The sequence below is a fragment of the Bradyrhizobium sp. USDA 4506 genome (assembly GCF_054058795.1).
Map to the genome: position 1 here is coordinate 5,912,989 of NZ_JBSSBM010000002.1, position 18,777 is coordinate 5,931,765.

Consider the following 18,777-nt stretch of genomic DNA (forward strand, 5'->3'; position numbering starts at 1 on the left):
CTTCTTAATTATTTGATTCGTTTACGTGACGTGTTGAACAACAACGACACGATCCCCAGCTCGACGTAGACAGCAAGATAGCTCGCCATCGAGACCGAGATCAGAACCGATTTGTAAGCCTGCCAAAACGCTGTTGGCGTAGACGCCGTCGTTATAGAGAAGGCGAAAATAACGAGCAGGAAGATGCCTAAGCTCATAGCTATCAAAGCAATGCGCTGCCCCACCGTTAGCGTCAGGTTCAATGTCGGCACAAAGTATCTCAGAGCGGCAACATGAAAGACCAGCATTACCGCCAGCGCTCCCGAGAGAGCCGTGGTTGCATCACCAACGAGGAACGACAGCGCAGTCCAAGATCCGGCAGCGGCGATCAAGTATATCAACAGTAACGATCGCATTTCCGAGCGGTACTTCTCGTTAAGCTCCCGAAAGACGTACATTGCCTTCACGCCCATAGTTACTCCACTTGGTACACTCGATATTCTTCATTCTTCCGACCCGAGCACGCTGAAGTCAGCTGCTTGTAGCCTTAGAGTGCAGGCTCGCCAGCCAAGCAGCCCCCCGTTGGCGTCCAACGAAGAACGGACGAGTTGGGCGAGTCGACGCTCGGCACGATTGATCGGCAGCTTCGTTTCGCATCGACGATTCGAGTGCGCTCAGCAGAGATGCCCGGCACGAGGTGCAGCGCTGCGATGCACTTCTGTGTCCGCGCGATTCTCCATCCGCCCCTCTCTCGCTCAAATGCGAAATCAACTCCACAATGTAGTTGATAAAAGACGCGTCCATACGTTGCAAGCCACTCCTCAAGCCGCGAGATGACGCATGCGACTCGTTTGCGGCAAGTCTCGGTAGAGACTGCTGAGCATCGCAGCTCAAAAAAACGCTACTGATTCGAGGCAGATGGTGCACGGGTATGATCAAGCTCTCTCACCGGAAATTTCAAACCAGCCCAGCACTGCGACAGTTCAGCGCATGCCGACATCTCCCAGCCGCTGGGTCACATTTCGATCCGTTGAGGGAAGGACGCTATTTTTTCGAGTCGTCGACTCGAATTGAACCGGAACGGTGATCAAGCTTTAAAGGCTTTGCGCTATAAGAGCCGGCGCTTCTCCGTACATAGAGGTAATGCCGTTGACATTCATAAGAGCGAAGGTTCCGGTCTCGATTTTGCTTGCGACCATTGGCTTTGTCGTTTTTGGACTGCTCGATCTACTGACTGAAAGGCTTTTCAGTCAGTTCATTTCTGGCTCCCTGTTACCCACATTTCTATCGGCTCTCTTGGGAGGACTCATAGGGTATGCGCTCGGCTGGCGTATTGTTAGAAAGTATGGACTGCCGCTCAGCGCAACACCGTACGACGTAGACGCAGCCTCCTACGCAAGGAAAGAAAACATCTCATAATGGCATTATCGCCATGATGGTGACGGTTTCCATGAAGCAAGGGATCAACAAGATTCTGAGAAGCCTCCGGGGCAGACCCAACTAGCCGTGTGTGGGCTGCTTCGCTGAGTTACAGCGGTATCACGTATCTCGGGGTATCTCAGACGGCCTTGGCGCAGCTAAGCCGTGCAATTTGACTTTCATTGTAACTCTTTTGACGCGCCGATTGGCGACTCCGGTCTAATCGCCATCGTCCTTTATACCTATGGCGTGCGCACTTGGCGAACGCGTATTCACTTCGCATCGGTCCCGGCAGCCGGTTACGACGCGATTGTGCGTATTGCTGACAGCCGTTACCGCCGCGCGACGATAAGAGAAAGCGCCGCTGATCTCCTACGGGATTGGCATCACTGCGCGCGCTCTGAAGTCACCTGCTGATTTATCGATATTTTCTGACAGCGGGAGTGATAGCGGCTCGATGATCGCGGTATGCTCGCCGAATATCCCGCGGATTTGAAGACTTATCGCCTTGTACACCTCGAAGCGCGGCTTCACGAAAACGAGGTCTGGACATTGCCGCCTGGCTGTCTCGGAAGGCATCGCCGACCGCACCCCGAACTTGCGGGCTTCATAGCTCGCGGCGGCTACCACGCCGCGCTCGGCCGAGCCTCCGACCGCAACCGGCCTTCCGCGCAGTTCCGGATTGTCCCGCTGCTCGACGGACGCATAGAAGGCGTCCATATCGATATGGATGATTTTGCGCTGGCAAGCCGCAGTGGCGTCATGATCCGGATCGGATGGTGGCATCGCCGCAGGATACGAAATCCGGATCCACAAGTCTGCAGGTCGAAGCATGAATGTCGCGTGGGCATAAACGCGCGCCGCGGCAACGAGGGGTTCCTGGCGATTTGCCGGCCATCTAAGGACGTGGCGCCGCTTCAGGACCCGATTCCGTCGACGACAGCGATCCCCGGTCAACCCGCTGCGAGGAAAAGTGCTAGGAGTCCGCTCGCGGGTCTTTCTTTTCGCCGGTTGCTACGATCTTCAGAGCGCCGTCAGGAAGCGCTGCAGCGCCTTCGCCTCCTCCCACGGCGCGCGCATCCAGGTGTCATATTCCTCGGTCGTCGTCAGGATCACCGGCATCGCCTGCGGGTGGACGCGCTTCACCTCGGCGTTCGGATCGCAGGTTAGGAAGCCGAAGAGATCCGCGGTGACTTCGCGCTCCTTCGCCTTGCGCACGCTGGTCCAGTTCGTCGACAAGCCGCCAAACGCCAGCGGCCGGCTCACGTCGGGCGCAAACCACACCGGCACTTTCTTGAATGGATTGGAGACGCCTGGTGCGTGTCCGTGTCGACGGCGGCGGGACAGGTTGGCATACATGCGCGCATTCTGATCGATGCCGGCGGACGCGCGGCCCCGATTGCGCGACGCCTCGGTGCACAGCACATCAGGCATGACCATCTCTCCTGCGGTTGAATCCACGGGCAGTCGTTCGGCGGCAACGGCCTAACCATAGAGGCCGTCGAAGACGGATGGTGGTACAGCGCGCCGCTGCCCGAGAACCGCCGCGTTATCGCGTTCCACACCGATGCGAACCTGACGAGCACTGGAATCGCGCGCAATCGCGACGCAATGTTTCGTTACATGACATCCACCAGGCATCTTCGTGAACTGCTGGCCTCAGTGAAGTTCGCACCGTATAAGCACTCCGGTTTCACAGCAGCGCATAGCGCGCACCTCACTCGCTGCACTGGCGAGTGGTGGCTCGCAGCCCGCGACGCCGCTCTCAGCTTCGATCCACTGTCATCGCCAGGGTTACTCAACGCATTATATACGGTGCTTGCTGCCGCGGAGACTGCGGAACACTACCTATCGAACGTACCCAACGTATTGTCGGACTACGAGCGAACGATCGCCGATATTCGACACGCTTACACCGAGCGGCTTGCCTTCTGGTACGGCTCGGAGACGCGGTGGCGAGACCGCTCATTCTGGCGCTGCCGCGTTAAGGCCGCCGATGACACCATAGGTGTTCCGGCAGACAACGTGGGCACCTCCGGCGGCCGCCAATAACGCAAGCTTTCTCGTCCCGGGCCACGCGGTCTCCGAGAAAGGCGGGTCCTGTCAGCGATTGTTTCCAGCGTTGCTGCTGCTGAGCCTGATCTCTTCGACGTCCTCGGCGGTCGGCTTGGATTTCGAAGGATACTTCTTGCGGATGCGTCGGGCCATCTCACCGATCCTATCCTCGCGCGACACGGCGGCGTCGATCAGAAGAGCCGTCGCACGTCGGATGTCCGAAGGAGACTTGATACCCGTGATCCAATTCGGCTCCGCCGTGGCAGGATCGACACCATCGAGCATCCGTTCGAGGAAGCCCGGCTCGAACTGGCGAATCGCATGGAAAAAGAGATGGGCGTCACGCCAGGAACTCGGATGCGAGTTTGAGAGCTTTTGCGACACGGGAGAGACGAGCGGCTCCAGGACGGAGAGAACGAGGTCCGGCCGAGACTCGACAAGCAGCAACAGAATGATAGCGCCGGATTCTCGCCGCACGAGACAAGCGAGCTCGATGCGACCCCCCACATGGGCGGTAGGACGATCTACACTTTCACACCGCCAGCAGATAATCCGGAAGTCCCTTAGGGCGCCTCCACTAAGGAGCTCAACGCGCACGTCCTTACTCGCATGGCTTAAGGCGGGCTTCCTGCGTTCTTCGGCGGGAGATTTTCCCAACACTGATGCTGTATTACTCACAGGTTGCAGTGCGCAAGGGACGCTCGCATGCTATATCGATACCGAATCCGGCAGGAGAATGCATGGCCGACACTGAAGTCGAAGACGACGATGATTCCGGGCAACTACCGCCGGTCCAAACCCTGTTTACCGAAGACGGATTGTATCGCGAACGGCATCTGGAAGGTGATTGGTCGTACGTAAAGCGGCTAATCGGCGGTCCTGATCTGCAATTCGACGCGCACTGCGTCTATTGCAAAGAGAGAAGCACGTTCAAAGAGCGTGTGACGAGAGGCGCAGGATCTGGCAGAAGCCCGCCCGACGATAAAACGTACCTCAATGATCGGATGTTTTCGCTGACGTTTTATTGCCAGCGTAATGAGAAGCATTCGTACTTCTACATCTTCGAGGTCAAAAGGCAGACCCTCCAAAAGATCGGGCAATCACCATCCGTTGCCGAGCTGGCTTTCCCGCAGCTTGATGCCTACGAACCCATTCTGGATCGGGCTTACCTGAAGGAACTGAAGATCGCATTGGGCCTGTTCTCGCACGATGTTGGCGCCGGTTCTTTCGTCTACTTGCGGCGGGTATTCGAAAAGCTCATCCATGATGAAGCCGACGCAGCTCGTGCCGCCGGGGAAGCTCTTGCCGGCTTCGATGGAATGCCGCTCGATCAAAAAATTGAAGCCCTTCAACATCGGTTGCCGCCTGCATTGGTGAAATACAAACTTGCCTATGGCGTGCTGAGCGCGGGCGTTCACACGCTCGATGAAAAGACTTGCAAACGATATTTTCCAGTCCTGCAGGAAATCATTATGGTCATTCTGGACGAACACTTGGCCGCACGAAGCAAGCGCCTAGCTTTGGAGCGATTGGACGCTGCATTCAACAAGGTTCACGCCGAGGTCAAGACGAAGGCGAAGAAGTAGCCATAGTTTCCCCGACTAAGCGATTTCAATGATTGTCCTCGCGCGCTAGGGCGGGAACGTTCCGCCAACGCGACAGCACACTTAATAGGTGCCTCCCTTACCTTCTTTTGCGTGAGCATGGCGCGATCACGCGATTTTTGGAGCAGCTCGGAAAGGGCATAGCGTGCCACGGAACGGGAGATAGGGAGGATAGGATGGCAGAACCGGACAAGGTCAAAGCGGAAGAAATTAAGCAACGCCAGACGCTGCTCTTCGAAGCTTTCGGTCATGACGGGATCTACGGCGGACGAACCTTCGGCCCGGTCTTTGAAGCGGAGAAAAAGATCGGGGGGTGTTCAATGACACCTACTACGGCGCGCGCATCCTGACGGAGTGCTTTCTCGATTTCTTCGGACAGACGCTGCTGGAGCAAATCGAACTCAACAACAAGATAGGCTGGCCACAGGCGGAGCAGAACTATGCCACCTGCGTCCTGATGTATCTAACGATGTTCCGCAGCGTGCGGGCGTCAGATGTCGTCGCCAGCCACGCATATCCTTCACTCTCGATGAACCCCAACGATAGCGTTGCGCGCAGCCGAACCTGGACCGTCGCGATCCCTGATTCCCGGAATCCGCCCCGGCGGTTAGACCGGGACGGTGAGTGAGTTATGACAGAAGTGGTTGCGGGGATAGGATTTGAACCTATGACCTTCAGGTTATGAGCCTGACGAGCTACCGGGCTGCTCCACCCCGCGTTAAACCGTTGCGTGCCTTGCAGAAAGGGTGCCTGAGCCGGCCGGCCAACGCTTTTCAACGGCGCCGATCGATCCGTCCGGGGGCTTCCTGAGAAGGCGACCCGGGCCGAGGCCATCGGGTGCGGGGCGTATGTATCAACGTGAGCCCGGTTTGGAAAGCCCCGGATGCGGGTTTTTGAGGATTTTGTGACGTCGAAATCGCCGGCTGTCCCGGCTCGATTTACCGCCGGGAACCGGACCTTGCCAGACCGCGCGCAAAAGCGGAGCTTGGCGCGCAACAAATACGTCAAGAAAACGTCATCCGAGGGGGAAATGCCATGGACCGGCCATTGAAGAGCCCGGGGCTGCATGGGCTTGAGGAGGCCTTTCATCGCCAGTTCGAGCTGTCGCGCAGCGAGCCGGCGCCGACATTGCAGGCACGGCTCGACCGGCTGCGTCGCCTGCGCGCTGCGCTGACCGAGAATGAGGCGCGATTCGAGGCGGCGATCTCGGCCGATTTCGGCCACCGCTCCACCGTCGAGACCGCGATCGCCGAGACCATGCTGGTGCTCGGCGAGATCAAGCACGCGGCCAAGCACCTCAAGGGCTGGATGGCGCCGCGGAAGGTCCCGACCACGGTCCAGTTCGCGCCGGCCAGAAACCGGCTGATGCCGCAGCCGCTCGGCGTGGTCGGCATCATCGCGCCGTGGAATTATCCGCTGCAGCTGACCCTGGCGCCCGCGGTCGCCGCGATCGCGGCCGGCAACCGCGCCATCATCAAGCCGAGCGAGCTGGTGCCGCGCTTCGCCGAGCTGCTGGTGGAGACGATCGCCAAGAAATTCGACGTCACCGAGCTCGTGGTCACCGACATCGACGACGAAATCGCAAGGGCGTTTGCCGCACTGCCGTTCGATCATCTGATCTTCACCGGCTCGACCCGCGTCGGCCGGCTGGTGGCCGAAGCCTGTGGCCGCAATTTGACGCCGGTGACGCTCGAGCTCGGCGGCAAGTCGCCCGTGATCGTCGACGGCTCCGCCGACATCGACGAAGCCGCGCAGCGCATCGCCTATGGCAAGCTGCTCAATGCCGGCCAGACCTGCATCGCGCCCGATTACGTGCTGGTGCCGCAGGCCGCGATGCAACCCTTCGCGATGCGGCTGCAGGGTCACATGCAGCACATGTTCGGTACCGATCCCGGTAACGTCGATTACACGTCGATCGTCTCGGATCGGCACTATGCACGGCTCGAGGGGCTGGTCGCCGACGCCGCCGCGAAAGGCGCGACCATCATGCAGCCCGCAGCGCCGAACGACTGCGAGTGGAAGGCGGGGCGCAAATTTCCGCCGACCGTGATCGTCGACGCGAGGCCGCACATGACGGTGATGCAGGAGGAGGTCTTCGGGCCGCTGTTGCCGGTCATCGGCGTGCGCGATGCGGCGGAGGCGATCGCCTTCGTCAATGGGCGCGATCGCCCACTGGCGCTGTACTGGTTCGGCACCGACAGCGCCGCCCGCGATGCGGTGCTGGCGCGCACGGTGTCCGGCGGCGTCACCGTCAATGACTGCCTGTTCCACTTCGCGCAGGCCTATCAACCGATGGGCGGCGTCGGCGCCTCCGGCACGGGCGCCTATCACGGCGAGTGGGGATTCAAGACGCTGACCAAATTCAAGCCGGTGTTCTACCGCTCGCGCTTCAACCGGCTTGCCGATCTCTATCCGCCCTATGGCGCGAAGGTCGCGCGGCTGGAGAAGCTGATGCGGATGTTGTCATAGAAGTGCTGTCGTTCCGGGGCGCGAAGCGAACCACAGATGCGCAATTGCGCATCAGGGAACCTCGAGATTCCGGGTTCGATGCTGACGCATCGCCCCGGAATGACAAATAGGAAATGGGGGAAACGTGACTGACACATTCGATTTCGTCGTGATAGGCGCAGGCTCCGGCGGCTGCGCGGTGGCTGGGCGGCTGTCGGAGGATCCGGCGACGTCGGTGGCGCTGCTCGATGCCGGCGGCACCAACGACAATTGGGTCGTCACCACGCCCGGCGCGCTGGTGCTGATGGTCGCGGGCACCGTCAACAACTGGGCCTTCAACACGGTGCCGCAGAAGGGGCTCAATGGCCGCATCGGCTACCAGCCGCGCGGCAAGGGGCTCGGCGGCTCCTCGGCGATCAACGCGATGGTCTACATCCGCGGCCATCGCGCCGACTACGACCACTGGGCCGCGCTCGGCAATGCCGGCTGGGCGTTCGCCGACGTGCTGCCCTATTTCAAGCGCTCGGAAGACAATTCCGATTTCGACGACGAGTATCACGGCAAGGGCGGCCCGCTCGCCGTCAACAAGCTGCGCTCCGGCAATCCGATCCAGCAGACCTTCCTGCAGGCGGCGCAGGAGGCGCAATTCCGCATCCGCGAGGATTTCAATGCCGAGGACCATGAGGGCCTCGGCATCTACCAGGTGACGCAACGCAACGGCGAGCGCTGGAGCGCGGCACGCGCCTATGTGCATCCGCATATCGGCAGGCGTCCCAACCTTCGCGTCGAGACCAATGCGCACGCGACGCGCATCCTGTTCGAGGGCAAGCGCGCGGTCGGCGTCGAATACCGGCAGGGCAAGGAGCTGAAGCAAATCCGCGCGCGGCGCGAAGTCCTGCTTGCCGCCGGCGCGTTCCAGTCGCCGCAGCTGTTGATGCTGTCGGGCATCGGCGATGCCGCGGCGCTCGGCAAGCACGGCCTCGCCAGCGTGCATCATCTGCCCGGCGTCGGCCAAAACCTGCAGGACCATCCCGATTTCATCTTCGGCTACATGTCCGACAATCCGAACTTCGCCGGCATCTCGCTGAAGGGCATGCCGCGGCTCGTCCGCGCCATCATGCAATATCGGCGCGAGCGCCGCGGCCCCCTCACCTCGAACTTCGCCGAATGCGGCGGCTTCCTGAAGACGCGGCCCGATCTCGACATCCCCGACATCCAGCTGCATTTCGGCATGGCGATGGTCGACGACCACGGCCGCAAGCGCCACGGCGGCACCGGCTTCTCCTGCCATGTCTGCCTGCTCCGGCCGAAGAGCCGTGGCAGCGTCGCGCTGGCCGGCAGCGACCCGATGCAGGCGCCGCTGATCGACCCGAACTTCCTCGGCGAGGAGGCCGATCTGGAATCGATGGTCGCGGGCTACAAGACCACACGACGGCTGATGGAGGCGCCGGCGCTGCGCGCCCTGCAGCAGAAGGATGTATTCACATCCGACGTCCGCACCGACGACGACATCCGCAGCATCCTGCGCGAGCGCGTCGACACCGTCTATCACCCGGTCGGCACCTGCAAGATGGGCACCGCCGACCCGCTCGCGGTGGTCGATCCGAAGCTGCGCGTGCACGGGCTCGAAGGCCTGCGCGTGGTCGACGCCTCCATCATGCCGACCCTGATCGGCGGCAACACCAATGCACCGACCATCATGATCGGCGAGAAGGCCGCCGACATGATCAGGGCGGAGATGCGGGCGGGGTGACCAATGCGTAGGGTGGGCGCGGCGCAAGAGCGCCTTTGCCCACCCTATGAGACTGCCGTCGCAGGGCCGCACGGCCAAAATATCGAAAACAACCCCATGCAAAGGACCGGGGGCTGCCGGCTTCGACACGACGACTTGACTCGTCGGCCAAATCAGCGGCATTATTCTATTATCCAGAAACCGCGCCGGCTGCCCCGGGCCGTGCTCGTGACTTGATGCGTTGGAATCGTAGCCCGGATGAAGCGAAGCGTAATCCGGGACCTTCACGCATGCTTCCCGGATTTCGCTGCGCTTCATCCGGGCTACGCACTGATGTGAAACGAGATGGATTGCCGGGTCAAGCCCGGCAATGACGGTCCCTCAATTCAACAGAAACCCGCCATCCACCGTCACCACCGTCCCGGTCATGTAGCGCGAGGCGTTGGAGGCGAGCAGCATGATCGCACCGTCGAGATCGGACTCGGCGCCGACCCGGCGCTGCGGGATGCGCTTGGCGAGCCGCTCGCCTGCCGGCGTCGACCAGAAATCGTGGTTCATCTCGGTATCGATATAGCCCGGCGCCAGCGCGTTGACGCGGATGTTGTTGCCGGCGAGCTCCAGCGCCATCGCCTTGGTGCCCTGGATCATGCCGGCCTTGGAGATCGCATAGGGCGACACCGCCTTGAGCACGCCCTGTCCGAGCACGGACGCGACGTTGATGATATTGCCCGGCTGCTTGCGCGCCATCATGCGCCGCGCAAGTTCGGTGGCGAGGAAGTAGGCGCCCTTCAGATTAGCGCCAATCACGGCGTCCCAATCCGCCTCGGTCTGCTCGGTCGCGAGCTTCTCGATCGCGATGCCGGCATTGTTGATCAGGACCGTGACCGGACCGAGCGCGGCTTCCGCGACGTCGAGCGCTTTCGCGATGCCGGAAGTATCCGCGACGTCCATCTGCACCGCGGCAGCGCGGCCGCCCCTGGCCTTGATCTCCTCCTCGAGGCTTTTCAGCTTCGCGGTCTGGCGCGCGGCCAGCACCACCGCGGCGCCATGTGCCGCCAGCACGCGGGCGAATTGCCGCCCGAGCCCCTGCGAGGCGCCGGTGATGAGGATGATTTCTTTACTGACATCGAATAGGTCGGACATCGACAGGTTCCCGGATTGAAGCGGACGAGTGATAGCGACAATTGTCCTTGATGTAAGCAGGTTTGATCAACCAGGGGACAGTAGGAGATTGGGGCAGGAATTCCTCATCCATGAATCTCTTCGACTTGGCCGTCATCCTCGGATTGATGTTCGCAGTGGTGACCGGCTTCACGACCGGCCTGCTGCGCAGCGCGGTCACCATCCTGGCCTATCTCGTCGCCATGCCGCTTGCAGTCGCCGCGTTGGCGATGATCGGGCCCCACATCGCGACGCTGCCGTCGTCGCCGTTTCCGCCCAATGGCGTGCTGCTGTTCGGCCTCTTTCTCCTGATTGGCGTCATCCTCGGAAAGATGGCGCGGACGATGCTCGACGACACCATCGGCTCGGAGATCGGGATCGGCGACCGCCTCGGCGGCGCGCTGCTCGGCGCCATCAGGGTCGGCCTCGTCGTGACCACGCTGGTGCTGGTGTTCGATCAGCTGGTGCCGCTCGCCAGACAGCCGCAATTCCTCAACGGATCGCAATTGCGGCCGTTGTTCTCCGCGGCCGGACAGGCCGGATTCCGGTCGCTGCCGCCCGAAGCCACCATGGCGATCGAGCGGCTGCGGCGCGAGCAACGCATCTAGCCCGCCGGCCCACCGCACTGTTCCTGTCCGGCATGCACTTATGCATTGCACGTCCCTTATCGGCGCCGCCGAGCTTGGCTAGACTGGTGCCATCAAACCTTTACAAACCGACCGATATCACAGGGAGTGAACCGTGGATCTTGGAATCAAAGGCCGCCGCGCCATCGTATGCGCATCGAGCAAGGGACTGGGCCGCGCCTGCGCGATCGCGCTCGCCAATGAGGGCGTGCACGTTACCCTGACGGCGCGCGGCGCCGAGGCGCTGAAGCAGACCGCCGACGAAATCCGCAAGGCGCACCCCGGCGTCACCGTCACCGAGATCGTCGGCGACATCACGACGGCGGCGGGACGCGAAGCCGTGCTCAAGGCCTGCCCCGAGCCCGACATCCTGATCAACAATGCCGGCGGCCCGCCGCCGGGCGATTTCCGCAACTGGACCCGCGACGACTGGATCAAGGCGATCGACGCCAACATGCTGACGCCGATCGAGCTGATCAAGGCGACCGTCGACGGCATGATGGCGCGCAAGTTCGGCCGCATCGTCAACATCACCTCGGCCGCGGTGAAGGCGCCGATCGAGATCCTCGGCCTGTCCAACGGCGCCCGCGCCGGCCTCACCGGCTTCGTCGCCGGCCTGTCGCGCAAGACCGTGATCAACAACGTCACCATCAACGGCCTGCTGCCGGGCCCGTTCGAGACCGACCGCCTGCGCGGCACCGCAAAGCCCGAGGCCGAGAAGCGCGGCATCTCGGCCGAGCAAGTCCTGGCCGAGCGCGCCAAGCTGAACCCCGCCGGCCGCTTCGGCGATCCCGACGAATTCGGCTATGCCTGCGCATTCCTGTGCGGCGCCAAGGCCGGCTTCATCACCGGGCAGAACCTGTTGCTCGACGGCGGTGCCTTCCCAGGTACGTTGTGAGAGCTGTTTGGTACGAACGGACCGGCGCGGCGCCGACGGTGCTTACCATCGGCGAGATGTCGACGCCTGACGCGGGCCCCGGTGAAGTCCGGGTTCGCCTCGAGGCGTCCGGCGTCAACCCGGCCGATGTCGGCCGCCGCAGCGGCAACTATCGCGCGATGGAATTCCCGCGCGTGATCCCGAACAGCGACGGCGCCGGAATCATCGACCAGGTCGGCGAAGGCGTCACGCGCTTTGCGGTCGGTGATCGCGTCTGGCTGTTCAACGGCCAGCGCAACGGCCGCGCCTTCGGCACCGCGGCCGAATACATCACGCTGGCCGACTATCTGGTGACGCCGCTGCCGCAGGACGTGTCGTTCGCAGCCGGAGCTACGCTCGGCATCCCCTGCATGACCGCGTGGTGCGCGCTGTTCGCCGACGGTCCGATCTCCGGACAAACGGTGCTGGTCACCGGCGGCGCCGGCGCAGTCGGCCACTATGCCGTGCAATTGGCAAAGTGGGGCGGCGCGCGCGTAATCGCGACGGTGAGCTCGCAAGTCAAGGACGTCGAGGCGCGGCTCGCCGGCGCCGACTCCGTCGTCAACTACCGGACCGAGGATGTCGTCTCGAAGGTGATGGCCTTCACCGAGAACCGCGGTGTCGACCGCGTGATCGACGTCGATTTCGGCGGCAATCTCGCGACCACGCTGAAGATCATGGCGATGAACTCGACGATCGCGGTCTACGCCACCAACGGCAACCGCACGCCGACACTGCCGGTGCGCGAATTGATGGAGAAATGCATCACCGTGCGCTCGCTGGTGCTGTTCGCGCTGCCGCCGCCGCTGCTCGCGGCCGCGCAGGCCGACATCACCCAATGGCTGGCGTCGGGCACCCGCGTGCACAATATCGCCGGGCAATTCGCACTCGCCGAGACCGCCGACGCCCATCTCGCCGTCGAGAAGGGCGACAAGATCGGCACCGTGATCGTCGACTGCGCGCGTTAATCTTCGCCCTCCCCCCGTACGCGGTAGGGCAATCGCATATGGCCGTTTGAGGCGATCGGAGTTCCCACAAACTCGTCATGCCCGGGCTTGTCCCGGGCATCCACGTCTTCGTTTCCACGCGAAGAAAAGACGTGGATGGCCGGGACAAGTGTTTAGCCCGGACAGATCACTGACGGGTGTTCGGAGACATAGCTGACACATCAACATTGGCTGGATTGGTCCGATTCGGGAGGCCGTCCATGCCTTGGAGTGAGGTGTCAGTGATGGATCAGCGCCATGAGTTTGTGCGGCTTGCTTTGCAAGAGGGGGCCAACCGGCGCGAGCTCTGCCGTCGGTTCAACATCAGCCCTGACGTCGGCTACAAGTGGCTGCGGCGCTGGCAGGCCGGCGATCGGGAGCTGGCCGACCGTTCCCGGTGCCCGCATGCGATGCCCAAGCGCAGCGAGGCCGCGGTCGAGGCAGGGGTCCTGGCTGTGCGCGACAAGCATCCGGCTTGGGGAGCACGCAAGATCGCCCACTGCCTGAAGCGGAGCGGGCAGACGGTGCCTGTGCCGTCGACGGTGCACCGGATCCTGTGCCGGAACGGGCGGGTCAAACCGAGCGAGAATGCACCGCCAAATCCAGGGCATCGCTTCGAGAAGGAGGCTCCCAATCTGCTGTGGCAGATGGACTTCAAGGGCCACCTGCCGCTCGCCAACGGGACGCGGTGTCATCCGCTGACGGTCGTCGACGATCACTCGCGCTATGTGCTGTGCCTGAAGGCCTGCGCCGACGAGCAGCGTCTCACCGTGCAGGACCACCTGACGACGACGTTCCGCTGCTACGGCCTGCCGGAGGCGTTCTACACCGACAACGGCTCACCCTGGGGCGATACGTCCGGCATTCGCTGGACCGGACTGAAGGTGTGGCTGCTCAAGCTGGGCGTCAGGGTCGTGCATGCCAGGCCTTGCCACCCGCAGGCCCGCGGCAAGAACGAACGCTTCCATCGCACCCTGAAGGCCGAGGTCTTTGCAATGCGCCGCTTCCGCACCCTCCCGGAAGTCCAGCGTGCCTTCGATGCCTGGCGGCCGGTCTACAATCTGCAGCGTCCCCACCAGGGCCTCGATATGCACGTTCCCGCCGATCGCTTCCGACCGAGTATCCGTGCCATGCCGGCCCGCGTCCCGAACGTCGAATACGACAGCGGCGAGATCGTGCGCAGGGTCTCATCGACGAGACCCTACATCTCCTTCAAGGGACGCTTCTGGAAGGTTCCACAGGCCTTCGCGCGCGAACAGCTTGCCATCCGGCCGCTGGATCGCGACGGTCACTACGGAATCTTCTTCGCCAGCTGGCAGGTCGCATCGATCGACTTGACCAATGGCCAACCTGTCAGTGATGTGTCCGAACAGGTGTCAGCCATGTCTCCGGACTAAACAACAAGCCCGGCCATGACGGCGCGGAAGAATCGGTTCATTCCATATGCGATTGCCCTGCCGCGTGCGGGGCGCGGTCAGGTGAACAATGCGGCTGCTTAGTGGATCGGCGTGATGCGTTCGTCGCTCGGCCCCAAGCCAAACTCGTCGAGTCCTTCAGCCAGGAGATCGCCGAGCATCGGCTCGCCCAACAGATAGTTGGCGACATGGCCGGTGCGTCCGCGCGCCGCCTCGCGGCGGAGATCGGCCCATTCCTCGATCGTGCCGTCGCCGCGGCCAAGCCGCATCAGGGCGACGAGGTCGACCTGCTCGTCCTCGCTGAGCGCGTTGATGAAGCCGGTGATCTCGCGCGCCACCGGATCCCTGCCGTCATCCTCCAGCACATCGATCATGTCGTCGTCGGCGCCGTTCGAGCCGGAGTCGGGATCGACGAGCCCCTCCTTGACGTCGAATTCGCGCGCCTTCTCGATCAAGAAGCCGACCTTTTCAGGGGAGATTGCGAGTTCCGGCATTGCACACTCCTTCGTCCAACGAGGCGGTAACGCAGGAGGCGCCGACTTGATCCATTGCGTCGGCGTGCGGAAACCCGCATGGTCCGGCAAGAGCAACAAAAAAATAGAGGACACGCCGCATGCACTGGACCGTTGGCAAGGTCAGGATCACCAAAGTCGTCGAGTTCGAGACCGTCGGCAGCACCCGCTTCATCCTGCCGCTGGCCGGCCGGGAGGAGATCCAGAGCCTGCCCTGGCTGATCCCGCATTTCGCCAACGAGGAGGGCCGGCTGAAAATGTCGATCCATTCGCTGCTAGTGGAAACGCCGGAGCACCGCATCATCGTCGACACCGGGCTCGGCAACGACAAGCAGGGCCGCAACGTGCCGACCTGGAACAACCGCAGCGATCCGTTCCTGGAGAAGCTGACCGCCGCCGGATTTGCGCCAGACAGCATCGACACCGTGCTGTGCACGCATCTGCATGTCGACCATGTCGGCTGGAACACCAAACTCGTCGGCGGCAAATGGGTGCCGACCTTCGCCAATGCGCGCTACGTCTTCGGCAAGACCGAATACGAGCACTGGCGTGACCATAGCGACGATCCCGCGCATGCCGCCGTGTTCGCCGATTCCGTGAAGCCGATCGCGGATGCCGGCAAGGCCGAACTGGTGCCGAGCGACCACCGGCTGACCGAGGAGATCACGCTGATCCCGACGCCGGGACACAGCCCCGGCCATATGAGCATCCACATCAGGTCCGGCGGCGAGGAAGGCCTCTTGACCGGCGACGTCGCGCATCATCCCTGCCAGATGTACCACCTCGACTGGTCGTCGACCGCGGACTCCGATCAGAAGCAATCGGCCGCCACGCGGCACGAATTGTTCTCGCGCTTTGCCGATACGCCCACGCTGGTGATCGGCGGGCATTTCAATGCCGGCCACATCAGGCGCGACGGCGACGCCTTCAGGTTTATCGCGCTGGGCTGATTGGACCGAAATGGCCTTGAAATAAGGCTTGGCAGCAATGCAGCGCGCTCAGGGCGGTTGAATTTCCCGGCGCGCTGTTCCATGAAGCGTTTCGAGGTATACCAGTAACAATCCTCAGGACATCGTAGGGAGTGATCAACATGAAGCTTGTTCGTTATGGCGAAAAGGGTGCGGAAAAGCCCGGTCTGATCGACAAATCCGGCCAGCTCCGCGACCTCTCGGCCCATCTGAAGGACCTGACCGGCGACGCCTACACGCCGGAATCGCTGAAGAAGCTTGCTGCCCTCGATCCCGCCTCCCTCCCCGCCGTCGCCGGCAAGCCGCGCTTCGGTGCACCCGTCACCGGCATCTCGAAATTCGTCGCGATCGGCCTGAACTATTCCGACCACGCCAAGGAAACCGGCAACCCGATCCCGTCCGAGCCGATCTTCTTCCTGAAGGCCAACACCGCACTGTCGGGCCCGAACGACGCGGTCGAGAAGCCGCGCGGTTCGACCAAGCTCGACTGGGAAGTCGAGATCGCCGCCATCATCGGCACCCGCGCCAAATATGTCTCGGAGGCCGACGCGCTGAACCACGTCGCCGGCTACTGCATCTGCAACGACGTCTCCGAGCGCAACTTCCAGATCGAGCGCCTCGGACAGTGGACCAAGGGCAAGTCGCACGACACGTTCGGCCCGGTCGGCCCGTGGCTCGCCACCAAGGATGAAATCGCCGACGTGCAGAAACTGTCGATGTGGCTCGACGTCAACGGCCAGCGCCGCCAGACCGGCACGACCTCGACCATGATCTTCACGATGGCGAAGTGCATCTCCTACGTCTCGCAGTTCATGACGCTGCTGCCCGGTGACATCGTCACGACCGGCACCCCGCCCGGCGTCGGCACCGGCATGAAGCCGCCGCAATATCTCAATGTCGGCGACGTCGTGACGCTCGGCATCGAAGGCCTCGGCGAGCAGCGCCAGGAAATCGTTGGGGCGTAAGCGCCCACGCTGTTCCTGAATTCGTCATGCCCGGGCTTGACCCGGGCATCCACGTCTTAGGTCTTCCACGGAGGCAAAGACATGGATGGCCGGGTCAAGCCCGGCCATGACAGGGGAAAGAGCCTTCGCAAGGAATTCCCCAATGAAACTCACCTTCTCTCCCGCCTCTCCGTTCGCCCGCAAGGTGCGCATCGCGGCGATCGAGCTCGGCCTGATCGACAAGATCGAGCTGGTGCCGGCGACCGTCGCACCGGGCACGGCCAATGACGAATATTCCAAGATCTCGCCGCTGAAGAAACTGCCGGTGCTGATCCTCGACCATGGCGACGTGATTCTGGATTCCTACGTCATCGTCGAATATCTCAACGAGTTCGGCGGCGGCCGGCTGATCCCGGGCTACGGCCCGCGGCGCTGGAAGCTGAAGACCGATCACTCGCTGCTCAATGGCATGCTCGATTCCATGCTGCTGTGCCGCTACGAGAAAATGGTGCGGCCGCAGGGCTCGCTGTGGCAGGCCTGGCACGACGATCACTGGAACAGGGCCTGGGCCGGCATGGCGCGGTTCGAGAACCGGCCGGACGTGCTGAACGGCTCGTCGTTCGATATCGCGCAGATCGGCCTCGTGTGCGTGCTCGGCTATGCCGATTTCCGCTTCGCCGATTGCGGCTGGCGCAAGGCCTATCCCAAGCTCGACGCCTTCTACCAGAAAATGCTGGAGCGGCCGTCGGTGAAGATCTCGGCGCCGCCGGCGGCGTAACCAAGGCAACAGCGGGGAGCATGTGACGCGCGAATGCCTCCCCGCCTCTCACCTCCCGGCGCAGGTCTTGTGCATCGCCGGCCGGGCTCAACCACGACCGGTCAATATCTCGCCGTCATTGTCGCGATCTCGACCTTGTGATGATGGCGGCGGCAGCCCGGTACGGCCAGCCCAAGGAAGGCCTTGCGGCGATGGATATCCTTGCCAACATCATCATTCCCGCCGTGCGCGACGCGAACTAGATTTTTTTGCGCGTTTTCCTCACGCGAACCGGACTCCACCTCGCTCGAAAGCGCTAACGCCAAGGAATCACCATGAGCCTGAAGTTTGCCGCCGGCGATCTCACCATTCATCGCATCGTCGAGCAGGAGACCACGTTCCTGCCCGCGCACGACATGCTGCCCGGACTGACGCCGGACGTGCTCGCCGAGAACCGCGGTTGGATGCAGGCCACCGGTGCACTCGACGACAGCGACACCTTGATCCTGGCGTTCCAGTCCTATGTCGTGAAGACGCCGCACCACACCATCCTGATCGACAGCTGTATCGGCAACGACAAGCCGCGGCCGGCGCGGCCGAAATGGAACATGAAGACCGACGACAACTATCTGCGCAGTCTGGCGTCAGCCGGCTTTTCGGTCGGTGACATCGACTATGTGATGTGCACGCATCTGCATGTCGATCATGTCGGCTGGAACACGCGGCTGGAGAACGGCCGCTGGGTGCCGACCTTTCCAAATGCGCGCTACGTGTTCGACAAGGCCGAGTTCGACTACTGGACCGAGAGCAACGCGAAGGCGGAAGTCCCGCCTTTCGTGGACAGCGTGCTGCCGGTGGTCGAGGCCAAGCGGGCCGAGATCGTCGGCCATGACTTTGCGATCGGCGACCACGCCCGCATCCTGCCGACGCCCGGCCACACGCCGGGCCACGTCGCCTTCGCCTTCGGCCGCGGCAAGGACGCTGCGGTCTTTTCGGGCGATCTGATGCACTCGCCGATCCAGACGCATTATCCGGAGCTGTCGGCGAAGTTCGATGTCGACCAGGCGCAAGCCGCAAAAGCGCGGCGCGGCTTCCTGGAGCGCTATTGCGACACCGACACGCTGTGCTGCCCCGCGCATTTCCCCTCGCCGTCGATTGGCAAGATCAGGCGGAAGGGCAGCGGGTTTGTGTGCGAAACGGTGTAGGCGACGCGGCTTGCGGCGCGGGGAGAGGTCGGATTGCATCGCAGATGCAA

General features: G+C 62.5%; 18 protein-coding genes, 1 tRNA gene and 2 pseudogenes. 13 read left to right on the top strand and 8 right to left on the bottom strand.

Annotated elements, in window-relative coordinates; translation table 11 throughout:
* Positions 1 to 8: 8 nt before the first annotated feature.
* The 4 genes and pseudogenes from ACVIHF_RS30100 to ACVIHF_RS30115 all read right to left on the bottom strand — a co-directional run bounded on the left by ACVIHF_RS30100 (position 9) and on the right by ACVIHF_RS30115 (position 3,837).
* Positions 9 to 452, bottom strand: a complete 444-nt coding sequence (locus ACVIHF_RS30100; RefSeq protein WP_310881063.1) for a hypothetical protein — start codon at positions 450 to 452, stop codon at positions 9 to 11.
* 1,387 nt (positions 453 to 1,839) lie between these two features.
* Positions 1,840 to 2,184, bottom strand: a pseudogene (locus tag ACVIHF_RS30105) (Y-family DNA polymerase); the annotation flags it as partial.
* A gap of 190 nt (positions 2,185 to 2,374) precedes the next feature.
* Positions 2,375 to 2,694 (bottom strand): annotated as a pseudogene (locus ACVIHF_RS30110) (SOS response-associated peptidase family protein); the annotation flags it as partial.
* An 807-nt stretch (positions 2,695 to 3,501) separates the two neighbouring features.
* Entirely contained in the window at positions 3,502 to 3,837 is a 336-nt protein-coding gene (locus ACVIHF_RS30115) for a hypothetical protein (RefSeq protein WP_456778955.1), read from the bottom strand.
* A gap of 356 nt (positions 3,838 to 4,193) precedes the next feature.
* Here ACVIHF_RS30115 and ACVIHF_RS30120 point away from each other — a divergent pair, with 356 nt between their 5' ends.
* The 3 genes from ACVIHF_RS30120 (at position 4,194) to ACVIHF_RS30130 (ending at position 5,685) form a co-directional block, all read left to right on the top strand.
* A complete protein-coding gene (locus ACVIHF_RS30120) occupies positions 4,194 to 5,039 on the top strand; it encodes a hypothetical protein (RefSeq protein ID WP_456778954.1) in 846 nt (281 codons plus the stop codon).
* Between the two features lie 194 nt (positions 5,040 to 5,233).
* Positions 5,234 to 5,407 carry a hypothetical protein gene (locus tag ACVIHF_RS30125; RefSeq protein WP_310881066.1) on the top strand — a complete coding sequence of 58 codons (174 nt, stop codon included), beginning with the start codon at positions 5,234 to 5,236 and terminating at the stop codon, positions 5,405 to 5,407.
* Positions 5,371 to 5,685 (top strand): hypothetical protein, encoded by a 315-nt coding sequence (locus tag ACVIHF_RS30130; RefSeq protein WP_310881067.1) that lies wholly within the window; start codon positions 5,371 to 5,373, stop codon positions 5,683 to 5,685. Before ACVIHF_RS30125 ends, ACVIHF_RS30130 begins: the two co-directional genes overlap by 37 nt.
* A 13-nt stretch (positions 5,686 to 5,698) precedes the next feature.
* On the opposite strand, the gene ACVIHF_RS30135 is transcribed toward ACVIHF_RS30130, so the two are convergent.
* A tRNA-Met gene (locus tag ACVIHF_RS30135) sits at positions 5,699 to 5,775 on the bottom strand.
* 317 nt (positions 5,776 to 6,092) lie between these two features.
* On the opposite strand from ACVIHF_RS30135, the gene ACVIHF_RS30140 reads away from it, so the two are divergent.
* Positions 6,093 to 7,526 (top strand): coniferyl aldehyde dehydrogenase, encoded by a 1,434-nt coding sequence (locus ACVIHF_RS30140; protein ID WP_456792987.1) that lies wholly within the window; start codon positions 6,093 to 6,095, stop codon positions 7,524 to 7,526.
* 124 nt (positions 7,527 to 7,650) lie between these two features.
* Positions 7,651 to 9,258 (top strand): GMC family oxidoreductase, encoded by a 1,608-nt coding sequence (locus ACVIHF_RS30145; RefSeq protein ID WP_456778875.1) that lies wholly within the window; start codon positions 7,651 to 7,653, stop codon positions 9,256 to 9,258.
* A gap of 360 nt (positions 9,259 to 9,618) precedes the next feature.
* On the opposite strand, the gene ACVIHF_RS30150 is transcribed toward ACVIHF_RS30145, so the two are convergent.
* Positions 9,619 to 10,380, bottom strand: coding sequence for an SDR family NAD(P)-dependent oxidoreductase (locus ACVIHF_RS30150; RefSeq protein ID WP_456792988.1), 762 nt, complete (start codon positions 10,378 to 10,380; stop codon positions 9,619 to 9,621).
* A 110-nt stretch (positions 10,381 to 10,490) separates the two neighbouring features.
* On the opposite strand from ACVIHF_RS30150, the gene ACVIHF_RS30155 reads away from it, so the two are divergent.
* From ACVIHF_RS30155 to ACVIHF_RS30170, 4 genes are all read left to right on the top strand, one after another.
* Complete coding sequence (locus tag ACVIHF_RS30155) at positions 10,491 to 11,006, top strand: CvpA family protein (RefSeq protein ID WP_456778873.1); 516 nt, start codon at positions 10,491 to 10,493, stop codon at positions 11,004 to 11,006.
* A gap of 133 nt (positions 11,007 to 11,139) precedes the next feature.
* Positions 11,140 to 11,922: an SDR family oxidoreductase gene (locus tag ACVIHF_RS30160; protein WP_057017840.1), complete on the top strand. Its 783-nt coding sequence runs from the start codon at positions 11,140 to 11,142 to the stop codon at positions 11,920 to 11,922.
* A gap of 38 nt (positions 11,923 to 11,960) precedes the next feature.
* Positions 11,961 to 12,908, top strand: coding sequence for an NADPH:quinone reductase (locus ACVIHF_RS30165; protein ID WP_456792989.1), 948 nt, complete (start codon positions 11,961 to 11,963; stop codon positions 12,906 to 12,908).
* A gap of 239 nt (positions 12,909 to 13,147) precedes the next feature.
* Positions 13,148 to 14,323, top strand: a complete 1,176-nt coding sequence (locus ACVIHF_RS30170) for an IS481 family transposase (RefSeq protein ID WP_310883542.1) — start codon at positions 13,148 to 13,150, stop codon at positions 14,321 to 14,323.
* Between the two features lie 98 nt (positions 14,324 to 14,421).
* On the opposite strand, the gene ACVIHF_RS30175 is transcribed toward ACVIHF_RS30170, so the two are convergent.
* Positions 14,422 to 14,835: a DUF3775 domain-containing protein gene (locus tag ACVIHF_RS30175; protein WP_225645345.1), complete on the bottom strand. Its 414-nt coding sequence runs from the start codon at positions 14,833 to 14,835 to the stop codon at positions 14,422 to 14,424.
* A gap of 119 nt (positions 14,836 to 14,954) precedes the next feature.
* Between ACVIHF_RS30175 and ACVIHF_RS30180 the strand changes: the two genes are divergently transcribed.
* From ACVIHF_RS30180 to ACVIHF_RS30190, 3 genes are all read left to right on the top strand, one after another.
* Positions 14,955 to 15,803 carry an MBL fold metallo-hydrolase gene (locus ACVIHF_RS30180; RefSeq protein ID WP_456778872.1) on the top strand — a complete coding sequence of 283 codons (849 nt, stop codon included), beginning with the start codon at positions 14,955 to 14,957 and terminating at the stop codon, positions 15,801 to 15,803.
* Positions 15,804 to 15,943: 140 nt separating this feature from the next.
* Complete coding sequence (locus ACVIHF_RS30185; protein ID WP_050385678.1) at positions 15,944 to 16,786, top strand: fumarylacetoacetate hydrolase family protein; 843 nt, start codon at positions 15,944 to 15,946, stop codon at positions 16,784 to 16,786.
* 142 nt (positions 16,787 to 16,928) lie between these two features.
* Positions 16,929 to 17,543 (top strand): glutathione S-transferase family protein, encoded by a 615-nt coding sequence (locus ACVIHF_RS30190; protein WP_456792990.1) that lies wholly within the window; start codon positions 16,929 to 16,931, stop codon positions 17,541 to 17,543.
* 101 nt (positions 17,544 to 17,644) lie between these two features.
* Here ACVIHF_RS30190 and ACVIHF_RS30195 read toward each other — a convergent pair whose 3' ends face one another.
* A complete protein-coding gene (locus ACVIHF_RS30195) occupies positions 17,645 to 17,896 on the bottom strand; it encodes a hypothetical protein (RefSeq protein WP_310881290.1) in 252 nt (83 codons plus the stop codon).
* Between ACVIHF_RS30195 and ACVIHF_RS30200 the strand changes: the two genes are divergently transcribed.
* A complete protein-coding gene (locus ACVIHF_RS30200) occupies positions 17,858 to 18,727 on the top strand; it encodes an MBL fold metallo-hydrolase (RefSeq protein ID WP_310881289.1) in 870 nt (289 codons plus the stop codon). The two genes, ACVIHF_RS30195 and ACVIHF_RS30200, sit on opposite strands and share 39 nt — an antisense overlap.
* Positions 18,728 to 18,777: the final 50 nt, after the last annotated feature.

Coding starts and splice junctions, on each gene's coding strand:
- ACVIHF_RS30175 (WP_225645345.1), bottom strand. CDS start 14,835: ATGCCGGAACTCGCAATCTCCCCTGAAAAGGTCGGCTTCTTGATCGAG.
- ACVIHF_RS30155 (WP_456778873.1), top strand. CDS start 10,491: ATGAATCTCTTCGACTTGGCCGTCATCCTCGGATTGATGTTCGCAGTG.
- ACVIHF_RS30185 (WP_050385678.1), top strand. CDS start 15,944: ATGAAGCTTGTTCGTTATGGCGAAAAGGGTGCGGAAAAGCCCGGTCTG.
- ACVIHF_RS30200 (WP_310881289.1), top strand. CDS start 17,858: ATGAGCCTGAAGTTTGCCGCCGGCGATCTCACCATTCATCGCATCGTC.
- ACVIHF_RS30125 (WP_310881066.1), top strand. CDS start 5,234: ATGGCAGAACCGGACAAGGTCAAAGCGGAAGAAATTAAGCAACGCCAG.
- ACVIHF_RS30195 (WP_310881290.1), bottom strand. CDS start 17,896: ATGAATGGTGAGATCGCCGGCGGCAAACTTCAGGCTCATGGTGATTCC.
- ACVIHF_RS30180 (WP_456778872.1), top strand. CDS start 14,955: ATGCACTGGACCGTTGGCAAGGTCAGGATCACCAAAGTCGTCGAGTTC.
- ACVIHF_RS30190 (WP_456792990.1), top strand. CDS start 16,929: ATGAAACTCACCTTCTCTCCCGCCTCTCCGTTCGCCCGCAAGGTGCGC.
- ACVIHF_RS30150 (WP_456792988.1), bottom strand. CDS start 10,380: ATGTCCGACCTATTCGATGTCAGTAAAGAAATCATCCTCATCACCGGC.
- ACVIHF_RS30170 (WP_310883542.1), top strand. CDS start 13,148: ATGCCTTGGAGTGAGGTGTCAGTGATGGATCAGCGCCATGAGTTTGTG.
- ACVIHF_RS30120 (WP_456778954.1), top strand. CDS start 4,194: ATGGCCGACACTGAAGTCGAAGACGACGATGATTCCGGGCAACTACCG.
- ACVIHF_RS30100 (WP_310881063.1), bottom strand. CDS start 452: ATGGGCGTGAAGGCAATGTACGTCTTTCGGGAGCTTAACGAGAAGTAC.
- ACVIHF_RS30140 (WP_456792987.1), top strand. CDS start 6,093: ATGGACCGGCCATTGAAGAGCCCGGGGCTGCATGGGCTTGAGGAGGCC.